Source organism: Ligilactobacillus murinus DSM 20452 = NBRC 14221 (assembly GCF_001591685.1).
Classification (GTDB): Bacteria; Bacillota; Bacilli; order Lactobacillales; family Lactobacillaceae; genus Ligilactobacillus; species Ligilactobacillus murinus.
Genome location: NZ_BCVJ01000003.1, coordinates 69,473 through 82,679, shown reverse-complemented (window position 1 = coordinate 82,679; position 13,207 = coordinate 69,473). Strand labels below are relative to the sequence as shown.

The window sequence follows — 13,207 nt, the reverse complement described above, 5'->3', positions numbered from 1 at the left end:
CAAGAGACCCTGCACATTTGCTTATCGAAACTTTGTTCAGTTTTCAAAGATCTACTTTTTATAAATCAGCTGTTTAGCAACAACTTCTTTATTTTATCATCTCGCAGAATTGATGTCAATAACTTTTTTAAATAATTATTTATTTATCATTTCTAGGCGACTTATTTATTTTACCAAATCATCAAGTGATTTGTCAATAAATATTTTATTTTTTGTTATCGTCGATCTCAACAACAACTTTTATATCTTATCATTATCAACAACTCAATGTCAATAACTTTTTTCAAGTTGTTGTCGTCATCTCAACGACAAATAATATATTACCAAGTCTTATTGCCCACGTCAACAATTTTTTTAAATTTATTTTAAGTGTGTTGTATCATTCCATTTTAGAAGTTCAAATGTCGCTTTATCTTTGACTTCTAAAACCGTTACTGACGTATTAGCAACTAGTCCTTCACGGCGAATGGTATTAAGATCTTTTCCTAAAAGATATTTAACACCAAAAGTGATCACCAACGCATGTGCCGTCACTAAAACATTGCCTTTAGGATAACGTTTAGCGATCTGAGTCAAAGCCCTTTTTACCCGTGTGGCTAATTCAAAATAGTTTTCCGCCTTGATCTCACTACCATCAAAATTGAGCGGATCATTCAAAAATGTCTGCCAAATACAATCAGCTTGATGCTTAGTCGCTAGATCACCATCCCAGATCCCAAAATCAAATTCTTTTAAATCAGCTAAAGTTTCAAACTGTAATGGCTGCTTAAATTGAGCTACGATATTTTTACCAGTGTCTAAAGCTCGCTTTTGCGGACTGGAAAAAGCCGCTACAAAATCGATATCAGCTAAAGCTTTACCAGTTTGCTTTGCATCGGCTATGCTTTGGGGCAATAATGGTGAATCATGTACAGCACCTTGCAAACGGCCATCACGATTATACTCAGTTCTACCGTGGCGTACTAAATAAAAAGTTGTCATCTCTTTACGATCCTTTCAAAAAATTACTTGTTACATTTTACGTTATCCCATTTATTCGTGCAACTTCCATCCCATATTAACAATACAAAAAGACCCAACACGATACAAAATCATGCTGGATCTCTCATCATTTATGCAACATTGACCACATTATTTCAAAACATCTTAATAATTATGCTTCGGGATCATCTTTTGTGATCTTCTCTAAACCACCCATATATGGACGCAAAGCTTCAGGGATCGTGACCGAACCGTCTTCATTTTGGTAATTTTCCAAAATAGCCGCTACTGTCCGACCAACAGCTAGACCTGAACCGTTTAGAGTATGCACGAATTGCAATTTGCCATTTTCATCACGATATTGGATATGTGCGCGCCGTGCTTGGAAATCTTCACAGTTAGAACAACTTGAGATCTCACGGTAAGTATCTTGCGCCGGCATCCAAACTTCAAGGTCGTGTGTCATGGCTGCACTAAAGCCCATATCACCAGTCGATAAAGTGATCACATGGTATGGCAAGCCTAATTTTTCCATGATATCACCGGCATTTTGAGTCATTTTTTCTAATTCGTTATATGACTCTTCTGGCTTAGCGAACTTGACCATTTCAACTTTATTGAATTGGTGCATCCGAATAAGGCCACGCGTATCACGCCCTGCACTACCAGCTTCAGAACGAAAACTTGGTGTCAATGCGGTAAAGTAAACTGGCAATTGGTCTGTTGGGATAACTTCATCACGATAATAGTTAGTCAATGGGACTTCTGCAGTTGGGATCAAAGTCATATCTTCACCATTTACTTGGTAAACATCTTCTTTGAACTTAGGAAATTGTCCCGTACCATACATTGTCTTAGCATTTACGATATATGGCGGCAAAACTTCGGTATAGCCTTCCTTAGCATGTTCATCCAACATAAAGTTATAGACAGCACGTTCTAAACGAGCACCCCAACCTTTATAGTAAACAAAACGTGCACCAGAAACTTTAGCTCCACGTTCAAAGTCTAAGATACCTAGATCTTCACCGATATCCCAGTGAGCTTTAGGTTCAAAATCAAATTTACGTGGTGTTCCCACTTTGCGCAATTCAACATTATAATCTTCATCAGGCCCAACTGGGATCGTTTCGTTAGGCAAGTTAGGTAAGCGTGCAGCCATATCATGAACGATCTCTTCAACTTCAGCTAATTGTGCATCGAGTTGCTTGATCTGACCACCGACTTCACGCATTGCTGTGATCGCTTCAGTCGCATCTTCTTTGTTACGCTTAGCTTGCGCGATCGCTTCGGATACTTCATTACGCTTTTGCTTCAAAGATTCTGAGCGCACCAAAAGTTCACGGCGTTCTTTATCTTTTTCCAATAATGTATCGATCGTTTCAGCTTCCACACCACGTGTTGCTAAACGCGCTTTGATATCATCTGGATTTTGACGGATCATTTTAATATCTAACATCTTATTGCCCCCTAATTTAGCTAATTATTTTATCTAATCGAAAAAAAGAGCCTTTCCGCCCCCGATATTGGGACGAAAAGACTCTTTTCGCGGTACCACCCAAGTTCGACATAACATCGCACTCACATATAAATAACGGTTTTCCCGTGCGGCATTACCCGCCCATACAAGGTTACGCTGGAGTTTCGGCGTCATGGTTTGCAGCAACCACCATGTCTCTGTCATGCCTACTTATGGCGAACTCAGATGTTTCGATTATTTATACCAGTATCATAATATTTATTTTGTAAAATAGCAAGCCTATTCTAGACTTTCATCGATTTTTTCTTGCGTTTCCATTTTTTCTTTGGAAATATCATGGGGGGTCAGATCCACTTTATCTAATGGAATAACTTTCGTCTTATATTTGATCTTATAGTAAGCATACAAGATGATAAACAATGGAACTGACATATAGGAGACCCCGATCGCTTGCCAGTTAAAGTCCTTAAATGATTGGATATCTTGACCAATGATGACTAAAATACACAAGACCAAAGCTAAGAGCGGACCAAATGGGAACCACTTAGCCTTATATTTTAACTCACTTAGGTCATGGCCTTGCGCTTTAAACGCACGGCGGAAACGATAATGCGAGACTGCGATCCCGATCCACGCGATAAAACCAGTCAAACCACTGGCACTTACTAAGAATGTATAAACTTGGTTACCAAAGATACTTGCTAAAAAGGTCAACAACCCAACGATCGTCGTCCCGATCAAAGCAAAGATCGGGATCCCACGTGAGTTGACCCGCGCAAACATCTTCGGTGCATCGCCATCGATACCTAAAGCATACAACATCCGCGTTGAAGCATACATCCCTGAGTTAGCAGCCGATAAGACCGAAGTTAAGATAACAGCATTCATCACTGAAGCAGCTGAAGCAAGTCCCGCCCGCTTAAAGACCAGGGTAAATGGACTGATCGCAATATCACTTGCTTCAGAACCTAATAAGTTTGGACTAGTATAAGGAATGATGCAGGCGATCACAAAGATCGACAAAATATAAAAGAGCAAGATTCGCCAAAAGACTTGCTTGATCGCTTTTGGTAAACTCTTTTCAGGATCTTTAGTCTCACCTGCTGTAATACCGATCAATTCAGTCCCTTGAAAAGAGAATCCGGCCACAACAAAGACGCTCAAGATCGTTGGGATCCCCCCAACAAATGGGGCATCACCTGTAGTGAAGTTTTCTAAGTAAGTTGCATGACCACCTAAAATACCAAAGATCGTCAACAAACCAACTGCTAAAAAGACAATAACTGTTACAACTTTGATCAAAGCCATCCAGTATTCAGCTTCCCCAAAAGATTTAACTGATAAAGCATTGATCAAAAAGATGAGTAGTAACGCTGATAAACTAAAGACCCAGGCTGGAACATGGGGGAACCAAAATTTCAAAACTAAGGCGACCGTCGAGATATCGACTGCTAATGTGATCGCCCAGTTGAACCAATAATTCCACCCCATCGCAAAACCAAATGCCGGATCAACAAAGCGACGCGCATAGGTCGCAAACGAACCTGTCACGGGGAGATAAGTTGCCATTTCCCCTAATGATGTCATCAAAAAGTAGACCATCAGACCAATACCTAGATACGCCACTAAAGCGCCCCCAGGTCCTGCGGTCGAGATCGCTGAGCCACTGGCCACAAATAAACCAGTCCCGATACTACCACCAAGTGCGATCATCGACAAATGTCTTGTCTTCAATGATCGCTTCATTGTATTCCTCTCTGCCATGAAAATTCCTCCTATTTTTTAGAGAAGTCGTGCAAGCATATAAAAAGCGCACCTCCGAGACATCGAAAGTGCGCTTTGATCATCTATCAATTCATTCTTGTAGCAAACTGCCACTCATCTCGATAGCGCTCCGTAGTTTATCACTACGACAGTTCCCGATCTCTTAAACCGGGCCCCAGCCTAGACAAAATAAAGTTTGTCTAGGCTTCGGCAAATTCCCCTTTCACTAGATTTTAGCGTTGCTTTATCAACTCCACCTAGCTACTGATGGTTTTTGCGACCTCTTCTTCGACGTTTTCAATTTTAACTTGGATGCGATCTAATTGCAAGCCATATCTTTAATTTTGTCCTTCAGCTTGCTTTATCTGAGCATGTAGATCCGCGATCGCTAAGTCTTTCTCTAAAAATTCTTGATCTGCCATTGGGAAATGTTGTTCGATCGTAGCAAACGGCTGCAATTGGACTGTAGCTTGTTCGATCTCAAAATCAAGTAAGTGCCCTCCCATTGACTTATCATCAGCTAAGAAATGCAAGTGATACCCAGCTGCTGCCATCCCTTGAAACATTTCGGGTGCAAAATAACCAATGACCGTACCGGTGATCGCTTCAGCATCAAACAAGGCCTGTTCATCAGCCACTTGCGTCAATGTCTTGTACGGACGTGTTTGCTTTTCAACGGCGCGCGTTTTAACTTTGCTAAAACGCCCCGTGATCTTAACTGCAAAGAACAGATTTTTGTACGGATAGTTAGCCAAGATCTGCTCGCCTAACTGTTTTTGGGTCAGAGCGCTAGCCGTAAATGTATCTTTTGCTTGCTCAAAGTGGACCGTAGCAAAAGGAACTTTTTCCTCTGGCTTTAAGATCCGGACCTCACCTGTACTTTGGACCAAATAAGGTGTGTGGTCTAATAAGACCATTTCACCATCTAGCCCACTAGCAGTTCCGATCCCAAGCTCACCATGCTCTAACAATTCGGCTACCGTCAATGTGCCTTCAAACAGACCAGGGACTAACATTCCTAGGGTCCCGTGTTGATAGACCCGACTTGCATATTTTTCCATATATCCTCTACCTCGATCAGTGTAATTGATCTTCTAAGATCGTCTTACCTAACTCTTGATTGAAACTGTAATCGACCGGTACGTCCACGATCGTTGGTCCCTTTTCTTTGAAGGCTTTATCTAAGACTTCTTCTAATTCCGAAGCTTTATTGACACGATAACCCTTAGCTCCAAAGCTTTCTGCATATTTCACAAAATCAACTGGTCCAAATTTAACAGCAGCCGACTTGCCATATTTCATCTCTTCTTGGAATTTGACCATATCGTAGTTACCATCATTCCAAATGATGTGTACGATATTTAAATTCAATCGGACCGCAGTTTCTAAGTCTTGTGATGAAAACAAGAAGCCACCATCACCTGAAACAGAGACCACTTTGGTATCAGGACGGACTAAAGCCGCTGAGATCGCCCACGGTAAAGCCACTCCTAAGGTTTGCATCCCGTTACTAAAGAGTAAGTGACGTGGTTCATAACTTCTAAAGTGACGTGCCATCCAAATATAGAAACTACCAACGTCAACTGTCACGGTCATCTCATCTGTGACCCGATCTTGTAAAGCTTGGATGATGCTCAATGGATGACTTTGAACTTGATCTTTGGTAACTTCAGGTGGCACATCGCGTTTTTGCAAAGTCTTACGCAATGAATCCAAGTAAGCCTTTGATTCTTCTGGGACCGAGTAACCTTTCATATATGGCAACAAGAAATCTAATGTTTGTGAAATATCGCCAACTAATTCACGCTCTGGTTGATAATTCTTATCGATCTCAGCTCGCATCGAATCGATAACTACGATATTAGCACTGCGATCAGAATTCCAGTTACGTGGTTCGTATTCGATAGGATCATATCCGATCGCGATCACAAGGTCACTTTTCTTTAGCAATTGGTCCCCAGGCTGATTTCTAAATAAACCGACCCGTCCAAAGAAATCATCTTCCAATTCACGTGGGATGATCCCTGCACCTTGGAAAGTTTCGACCACTGGTAAATGGGTCGCAGCGATCAAACGGCGGATCGCATCAGTCGTTTCAGGATCAGAAGCCCGCATCCCTAACAAAAGAACTGGCAGCTTGGCAGCTTTGATACGTTGGGAGAGTAAAGTCGATTCGATCGGACTGGCTGGTCCCAATTTAGGTGCTTCAAGAGGCTCGATCACATTGGTCTTGACCTTACCATCTGTCACGTCTTGTGGTACTGAAACAAAACTTGCACCTTGTTTAGCGGCTTCAGCTTCTTGGTAAGCATTAGCGATCACTTCTGAAACATTTTCTGGTTCTTGGACTTCTGCACTGTATTTCGTGATCGGTTCAAACAAAGCTGCATTTTTCATACTTTGGTGCGTCAAGCGTAAAAGGTCTGTTCGTTGTACTTGACCAGCGATCGCTAAAACAGGATCACCTTCTGCTGTAGCAGTTACCAAGCCAGTAGCCAAGTTAGACGCTCCCGGACCTGACGTTGCGATCACGACCCCAGGTTTACCTGTGATCCGCCCTACACCTGCAGCCATGAAAGCTGCATTTTGCTCATGACGCGTCAAAACAAATTTTGGTGTGCGTGGATCTTTAGGATGTTCGAGCAATTCAAAAACCCGGTCGATCTTAGCTCCCGGGATCCCAAAAACAAATTTAACATCATGGTTGATCAAACTATCAACGATCGCATCCGCGCCGTAATATTCTTTTTCCGCCACACTTAATTCCCCCTACTCAATTTTAAACGTTTTCTTACTTCTAGTTATAACTATATACATAACACAACTTATTTTCAAGTAGAGTGTAAACCAAAGTGTAAAGCAGCCTTTTCAGATAACTAAAAAAAACGCGCCGGCCCTTTCCGTACGCGTTTTGCTCATAATTTCAAACTATTTTTTATCTTCTTGATCAAAGCTTCGATCTGATCGGGGTCGCCACCGCCCAACTGATTCCAATCGATCCGGGGAATTATCTTGGTATTAAAAGTCTCGCATAGTAATTGATAGATCGTGACTTTAGCTAATTGCTTTATCCAAAGCGCATCTGCCGTGGCAAAAGCTCGTTGGATCGCACTATTACCTTCCTTAGCCAAAGGTTTAAAATCCGAAAAGACCGCATTGAATAAGTTGGTGCTTGGATAAGATACCAACGGTCCTTCGACAACTTCAACGATCTGCGCTAGATCGATCTCAGCTGGATCACGAGCTAATCTAAAGCCACCATTATTGCCTGAAGCTGAAGTCACTAAACCACCAACGACCAATTTTCGCATCAATTTACGCAGATAAGTCTGCGAGCCTTTGAGTCGGGCGTGGATCACAGTTGAGGATAAGGGAATATCTTGTTCTTGCGTCGCTAGCAACGCTAAAATACAAACTGATTGTTCAAACCCTCGCTTTAACTGCATATTTTCACCCCCTATAGTTGTTTATAAAATAACAATTGTGAACGATTTTCTTTAACAACGAACCACTCGTTGACAACATATTTTTCGACGACTCTAAAGCCACAGCGCTCTAGCAATTTGATCGAGGCTTGATTTCGCTTAGCGACTCGTGCTTCTAGACCGACCGCACCTTTTTTTTGAGCGAACTGGCTAAGTGCCTTGAGCGCCTCAGTCATATAACCTTTATGCCAATAATTTTGATTTAGCACATAGCCCACTTCAAAGACAAGTCCAGCTTGGTGGGGAGAAACTTCATATAGACCGATATTTCCAATGACTTTTTGTTGTTTTTTTAACTCGATCACAAAATGCTTTTTACTTTGCAACATTTTCCCAAAAAATAACGCCTGCATCAGCGTCTCACACGGCATAAAGCCCGCATCTTTGGCTACTTGCTTTTGACTAGTGTATTCTAAAACATCGGCTGCATCTAATGGGTCAAAGTTTCGCAACAAAAGACGCCTTGTCTCTAACATCGCACCCACCTCGTTTGGCGACATTTATTATCTAAATTATACGCTTGCCTTGCTTTAATTACCATCATCTATCCGGTTTATTTTGATCATTTTGTCGCTTTTTATTTTGCGCTTCAAAGGTGTAATCTAAGTTCGTCACTTTTTGGGGGCGCGTTGCTAAAAATAAGCAAATGATCTCACCAACTACTGTTAAAGCTAAAACAACATAGAGCACAGGGATCTCAGCATCCCGAAAACGTCTGATCAAACCCGTAAACATTTCTAAAATATAAAAACACATCAAAAAATAAACCATGATCTCCATTGCCATCATCGCAGAACCCGGTGCCACCGCCTGCCAAATTTGGACAATAAGCGCAAGGGGGAACGTCAACAAGACTGTTAACATCGTGATCCCTAAATAGCCCCACCAAAAGTCGGCGCGCCCCATTCGTTTATCAGTTCTAAACGTATCACGTAACATCAATTTAGTAGATGCGATCAAGTTAGGCTCGGGATTTTCATTTTTCCCAAAAGTCCGTTTTTCTTGTGCTGCTTTGGCATCAGCTTGTCTTTTAGCCAGATATTTTTCATTTTCCGCTCTGATCTGGTCGATCAATTCGGCTAGATCCTGAGCATCTTTTTCAAATTTAGGCTCAGGCGTGATCTTGGCCTTATCTTCCTCAGTTTCTCTTGGTGTCTCACGGTACTCAAAGATCGCTTGATCATGCCCACAATAAGGACAATAATTAGAGTTGACGGGGATCTTTTCTTCACACTTACGACAAGGTTTTTTCTCACCATCTAGCTCACGTTCTTGCAAGACACCGCAATAAGGACAATGCAGGTGCGCTTCATCGAGCTTGCGCCCACAGCGTTGACAATAAACCATAATTTTTTTGTATCCTTTCGTTACTTATTTTTACTATTATAACGTAAATTCTTTTTGCGGGTCTAATCGTCTTAAACCTTTAAATCGCTTTGAGTAGAGCTTAACCCTTGTTATAATGATTCACGAACATACTTTAATAAATTATTAAAATTTATACTGTGATAATTTGCTAAAATTAATATGTTTAGTATTTTAAATAGATAAAGGGGTAGTTTTAATATGCTACATACAGCACTACTTATGCTCGGTGTCGGTATTTTTGCCGGCATCATGGGATCTATTCTCGGGATCGGTGGTGGGATGATCGTTACCCCGATCGTCACTCTCGCGATGGGGCTTGATATCAAATATGCGATCGGAGCTAGTATCATCGCTGTCATCGCAACCAGTTCTGGTTCAACGATCGCTTTTTTAAAAGATGATGTGTTGAACTTACGGGTCGCGATGTTTCTTGAGATCGCAACTACGATCGGGGCGATCATCGGAGCCCTATTGACTGGAGCCTTTGATCCGATGATCTTATATATTCTTTTTGGCAGTCTGTTGGTCTTTTCTAGCTGGAACATGTACCGCAAAATGCGAAGTGGGCAAGAAGTCTTACAGCAAGTCCATGCCGATAAATGGGCGGAAAAATTCAATCTTAATAGCTCTTATTATGATAAAAACACTAAACAACAGGTCGATTATCAAGTGGAAAATGTTCCCGGAGGTTTCTTGATCATGCTTGGAGCAGGTCTAGCTTCTGGGATGCTTGGGATCGGCTCAGGCGCCTTTAAAGTCATGGCAATGGATGGAGCAATGAAGATGCCCCTTAAGCCTTCAAGTGCTACCAGCAATCTAATGATGGGCGTTACAGCTGCAGCTAGTGCAACGGTCTATTTCTTTAATGGTTCGATCAGACCCGATCTAGCAGTTCCCTTAGCCTTAGGGATCTTAGGCGGTTCAACGATCGGGACTCGGATCATGCAGATCTTACCTTCAAAGATCATTCGCCTGATCTTTATCCCGATCCTACTTTACTTAGGGTTACAGATGATTCTTAAAGGATTTGGGGTGACGATTTAAAATGCCAAAAAATAACTCTACCCGAAAAGAAATGTTAGCAGTTGAGATCGTGATCGGTAAAATAATGCGTATCGGCGTCTTATTCTCAGCTGCCGTAATGATCTTAGGCTTTGCAATGTTTTTGATCACAGGTCACAGTGGTTATCCTAATACGAGCTTTCCAACTACTTTACCTGCGATCTGGCAGGGACTCATAAGTTTTAAGGCGTATGCTTATATGATGGCTGGGATCTATCTTTTGATCTTGACCCCTGTCTTACGCGTTGTGATCTCGATCTATGCCTTTTACCAAGAAAAGGATATGCTTTACGTCAAAATAACCAGTTTGGTCTTATTGATCTTGATCATTAGCGTTATCGTAGGCCACCATTGATTTTAAAGAAAGGACTAATTTTTATGCCAAGCAACAATCAAAATCGCCCTGATGACCGCTCCATTAGATCTAGCGCTACGATCCCCAGTCGCCGTGAAACTTATCGTAATCAAAAAACACGTAAAGCGCAAAAACAGCGCCACGCAAAAGCTAGTTCTAAGCGCCGGGGATGTTTCTTTTGGACCCTATTAGTCATTGTGGTCACCTTGATCTTTGGCGGACACTATGCTTATAAAAAATATATCAGTGCCAAAAAAGCAGCTGATTCGATCTATAATTCTTCAAATATCACCAAAGCACGTGATGTCAATTCGACCTTAAAAGATGGCCACCCGATCTCGGTACTTTTGATGGGGACTGATACTGGGGCTTTGGGCCGGACTTTCAAAGGACGGACCGACACAATGATCGTAGCCGTGTTAAATCCTGAGAAAAAGAAAATGACCGTGGTCAGCTTACCTCGTGATGTTGAAGTAGCTATCTCGGGACATGAAGAATACTTCCCTAGCAAACTAAATTCCGCCTATGAATACGGTGGTTCAGCTACGGCTGTCAAAACTGTCCAAAAATATCTCAACGTCCCGATCGATTTTTATGCAACGATCAATATGGGCGGTTTGGAGAAACTGATCAATGCCGTTGGGGGCGTTGATGTTGATCCCTTATTAACATTTACTTATGACGGACAAAGCTTTGAAAAAGGCAAAAAGACCCATATGAACGGTAAACGTGCCTTAGCCTACGTCCGCATGCGCTATGATGATCCTGACGGTGATTATGGTCGACAAGCTCGACAACGCCAGGTCTTGACGCAAGTTGCATTTAAAGGCGCAGATCTAACTAACCTGATCAATGAGAAATTCCTTTCCACGATCTCCAAACAAATGGTGACCGATCTAAGTTTTGATGATCTCGTGATCTTGGGTAGTAAATATCGCGTCGCCACTCACGACATGCAAACCGACAGCTTACGTGGCCAAGGGCAAATGATCAACGGTGAATCATTTGAAGTTCCCACGACCGAAGAAAAACAACGGATCACCGATCTCTTACGCTCAGCTCTCAACTTAAAACAAGCTTCGACTGGTAATACCCTTTCAGATTCCGCTCAAGTCGACGTTGAAGGTAATTAAAATAAGCCCTCGCCAAAAACTTGGTGAGGGCTTATTATTTGGTCGCCTAAGCTTTAGGCATACCTTTTGACCTATTTTTTAACTAAATTGAACTGGGCTACTACAATAACAAAGAGCGTTGCGAGCCCCATCAAGGCGATCATCACGGTAAATAGCATATTATACGATGAATTATCCACGATCAAGCCACCAGCTAAGGGACCGATCGCCCGCCCTAAAGCAGCAAAAACACTGACTGCGCCTTGGTATTTGCCCTTTTCACTTAAAGTACTCAAGTTATCAACAACGGCTGGGATCGTTGGAAAAGTCAAGATCTCACCCAAAGTCACGATCACCATCGTTAAGATAAAGTGAGGATAATCCGTAGCAAATAACAAGGTGAAAAAGCCAAGGACAAATAGGGCTGAACCTAAATAAAGCTTATAGATCAGCTTGATCTTTAAAATATCATCCAAGAGCTTATTTAGGACTGGCTGACCACAGACGATCACGAGCCCATTGATCGTCCACAAGAAACCATAACTCTTAACGGAGATCCCTAATGATTCCATGTAGATCGACAAGTTGCTTTGCCATTGTGAATAGCCGGTCTCGATCGCAAAAAAGAGAAGCAAGATCGCCCCTATGACCCAGACATAGCGCAGTGGTGTCTTATCCTGACCCTTTTTAGCTACCTGTTCTTTGACCAAAGCAGCTTTTGGCACATAATAATGGCGGTAGACCACGAGCCAAAAGAAAGCAAATAAGATAAAGTTGATGATAAAGATCCATTCGATACTTATCTCAACGAGCACCCCAACAAGTAACGTTCCGATCACGACACCGACATTTTGCATAAAATATAACATGTTAAAAACTTGACGTGAGCTTTTTTCTTTGATCCCAGTGGCTAATGAATTTTCGATCGTGATCGCGATCCCGCCACCAAAGTTATCTAAAAGTAATAACACCGCAAATGTCGGCCAGCCATTGAAAAAGATCAATAAAAAGACCGCTGACGTCGATAAAAAGAGCGCGCCTAGCAACCAGCGCCGGGCATTTTTACGATCTTTATCATACATCCGACCACCTAAATAACTACCCGCGATCAGCGCTAGTGAATTGATAAAGAGTACGATCCCAGCGGTCGTCAGACTTTGACCAAGATAGTTATGCATGTAGATCGTAGTCAGTGGCCACAACAAACTACTGCCGACTGAAACGATAAAACTTCCACATAATAACCAGCTTAATTTTAATTCCTTTTTAGCCATAAATTCCCCCTAGAATAGCAAAAAAAGAGACCGTACAAGACAGCCTCTTTTCGATTCAAAAGTCTAAGCGTTATTACTTAAACCACTTATTAGTCTTTTACTACGTTAGCAGCTTGTGGTCCGCGTTCGCTTTCTTCAACATCGAAAGTTACGTGTTGGCCTTCATCTAAAGTCTTGAAGCCTTCACCTTGGATAGCTGAGAAGTGTACGAATACGTCGCTACCATCTTCACGTGTGATAAAGCCAAAACCTTTATCAGCGTTAAACCATTTAACTGTTCCTTGTTCCATAATAATTGAACTCCTCCTTGCGCCGATCACGGCACA

The 13,207-nt window shown here is 42.0% G+C and carries 13 protein-coding genes and 1 riboswitch; of the genes, 3 read left to right on the top strand and 10 right to left on the bottom strand.

Going from position 1 to position 13,207, the window contains the following annotated elements; genetic code table 11:
* Positions 1-360: 360 nt before the first annotated feature.
* The 8 genes from LMU01S_RS01590 to LMU01S_RS01555 all read right to left on the bottom strand — a co-directional run bounded on the left by LMU01S_RS01590 (position 361) and on the right by LMU01S_RS01555 (position 9,057).
* Positions 361-981: a histidine phosphatase family protein gene (locus LMU01S_RS01590; protein WP_056958931.1), complete on the bottom strand. Its 621-nt coding sequence runs from the start codon at positions 979-981 to the stop codon at positions 361-363.
* 172 nt (positions 982-1,153) lie between these two features.
* Positions 1,154-2,440 (bottom strand): serine--tRNA ligase, encoded by a 1,287-nt coding sequence (gene serS, locus LMU01S_RS01585; protein ID WP_056958932.1) that lies wholly within the window; start codon positions 2,438-2,440, stop codon positions 1,154-1,156.
* A gap of 300 nt (positions 2,441-2,740) precedes the next feature.
* On the bottom strand, positions 2,741-4,225 hold the full coding sequence (locus LMU01S_RS01580; protein ID WP_056958933.1) for an amino acid permease: 1,485 nt from the start codon (positions 4,223-4,225) through the stop codon (positions 2,741-2,743).
* Between the two features lie 115 nt (positions 4,226-4,340).
* A riboswitch (Lysine riboswitch) is annotated at positions 4,341-4,519 on the bottom strand.
* Between the two features lie 44 nt (positions 4,520-4,563).
* The gene (gene budA, locus LMU01S_RS01575) at positions 4,564-5,286 is read right to left on the bottom strand and encodes an acetolactate decarboxylase (protein ID WP_056958934.1); all 723 of its coding nucleotides are present in this window, start codon (positions 5,284-5,286) and stop codon (positions 4,564-4,566) included.
* 16 nt (positions 5,287-5,302) lie between these two features.
* Complete coding sequence (gene alsS, locus LMU01S_RS01570) at positions 5,303-6,982, bottom strand: acetolactate synthase AlsS (protein ID WP_056958935.1); 1,680 nt, start codon at positions 6,980-6,982, stop codon at positions 5,303-5,305.
* Between the two features lie 158 nt (positions 6,983-7,140).
* Positions 7,141-7,671, bottom strand: a complete 531-nt coding sequence (locus LMU01S_RS01565; RefSeq protein WP_056958936.1) for an Rrf2 family transcriptional regulator — start codon at positions 7,669-7,671, stop codon at positions 7,141-7,143.
* Between the two features lie 11 nt (positions 7,672-7,682).
* Complete coding sequence (locus LMU01S_RS01560) at positions 7,683-8,186, bottom strand: GNAT family N-acetyltransferase (RefSeq protein WP_056958937.1); 504 nt, start codon at positions 8,184-8,186, stop codon at positions 7,683-7,685.
* A 64-nt stretch (positions 8,187-8,250) separates the two neighbouring features.
* The gene (locus tag LMU01S_RS01555) at positions 8,251-9,057 is read right to left on the bottom strand and encodes a zinc ribbon domain-containing protein (RefSeq protein WP_056958938.1); all 807 of its coding nucleotides are present in this window, start codon (positions 9,055-9,057) and stop codon (positions 8,251-8,253) included.
* Positions 9,058-9,276: 219 nt separating this feature from the next.
* Between LMU01S_RS01555 and LMU01S_RS01550 the strand changes: the two genes are divergently transcribed.
* Genes LMU01S_RS01550 through LMU01S_RS01540 form a run of 3 tightly spaced genes read left to right on the top strand, consistent with a single transcriptional unit; the run spans position 9,277 to position 11,628 of the window.
* Entirely contained in the window at positions 9,277-10,122 is an 846-nt protein-coding gene (locus tag LMU01S_RS01550) for a sulfite exporter TauE/SafE family protein (RefSeq protein ID WP_056958939.1), read from the top strand.
* A 1-nt stretch (position 10,123) separates the two neighbouring features.
* Positions 10,124-10,495, top strand: a complete 372-nt coding sequence (locus LMU01S_RS01545) for a DUF1634 domain-containing protein (RefSeq protein WP_004050756.1) — start codon at positions 10,124-10,126, stop codon at positions 10,493-10,495.
* A gap of 23 nt (positions 10,496-10,518) precedes the next feature.
* Positions 10,519-11,628 (top strand): LCP family glycopolymer transferase, encoded by a 1,110-nt coding sequence (locus LMU01S_RS01540; protein WP_056958940.1) that lies wholly within the window; start codon positions 10,519-10,521, stop codon positions 11,626-11,628.
* 71 nt (positions 11,629-11,699) lie between these two features.
* Here the strand turns inward: LMU01S_RS01540 and LMU01S_RS01535 are convergent, their stop codons facing one another.
* Together LMU01S_RS01535 and LMU01S_RS01530 are read right to left on the bottom strand one after the other, a co-directional pair.
* A complete protein-coding gene (locus LMU01S_RS01535; RefSeq protein WP_056958941.1) occupies positions 11,700-12,881 on the bottom strand; it encodes an MDR family MFS transporter in 1,182 nt (393 codons plus the stop codon).
* A gap of 89 nt (positions 12,882-12,970) precedes the next feature.
* Positions 12,971-13,171: a cold-shock protein gene (locus tag LMU01S_RS01530; RefSeq protein ID WP_004050761.1), complete on the bottom strand. Its 201-nt coding sequence runs from the start codon at positions 13,169-13,171 to the stop codon at positions 12,971-12,973.
* Between the last annotated feature and the right edge of the window lie 36 nt (positions 13,172-13,207).

Coding starts and splice junctions, on each gene's coding strand:
- LMU01S_RS01590 (WP_056958931.1), bottom strand. CDS start 981: ATGACAACTTTTTATTTAGTACGCCACGGTAGAACTGAGTATAATCGT.
- serS (WP_056958932.1), bottom strand. CDS start 2,440: ATGTTAGATATTAAAATGATCCGTCAAAATCCAGATGATATCAAAGCG.
- LMU01S_RS01580 (WP_056958933.1), bottom strand. CDS start 4,225: ATGGCAGAGAGGAATACAATGAAGCGATCATTGAAGACAAGACATTTG.
- budA (WP_056958934.1), bottom strand. CDS start 5,286: ATGGAAAAATATGCAAGTCGGGTCTATCAACACGGGACCCTAGGAATG.
- LMU01S_RS01565 (WP_056958936.1), bottom strand. CDS start 7,671: ATGCAGTTAAAGCGAGGGTTTGAACAATCAGTTTGTATTTTAGCGTTG.
- LMU01S_RS01560 (WP_056958937.1), bottom strand. CDS start 8,186: ATGTTAGAGACAAGGCGTCTTTTGTTGCGAAACTTTGACCCATTAGAT.
- LMU01S_RS01555 (WP_056958938.1), bottom strand. CDS start 9,057: ATGGTTTATTGTCAACGCTGTGGGCGCAAGCTCGATGAAGCGCACCTG.
- LMU01S_RS01550 (WP_056958939.1), top strand. CDS start 9,277: ATGCTACATACAGCACTACTTATGCTCGGTGTCGGTATTTTTGCCGGC.
- LMU01S_RS01545 (WP_004050756.1), top strand. CDS start 10,124: ATGCCAAAAAATAACTCTACCCGAAAAGAAATGTTAGCAGTTGAGATC.
- LMU01S_RS01540 (WP_056958940.1), top strand. CDS start 10,519: ATGCCAAGCAACAATCAAAATCGCCCTGATGACCGCTCCATTAGATCT.
- LMU01S_RS01535 (WP_056958941.1), bottom strand. CDS start 12,881: ATGGCTAAAAAGGAATTAAAATTAAGCTGGTTATTATGTGGAAGTTTT.
- LMU01S_RS01530 (WP_004050761.1), bottom strand. CDS start 13,171: ATGGAACAAGGAACAGTTAAATGGTTTAACGCTGATAAAGGTTTTGGC.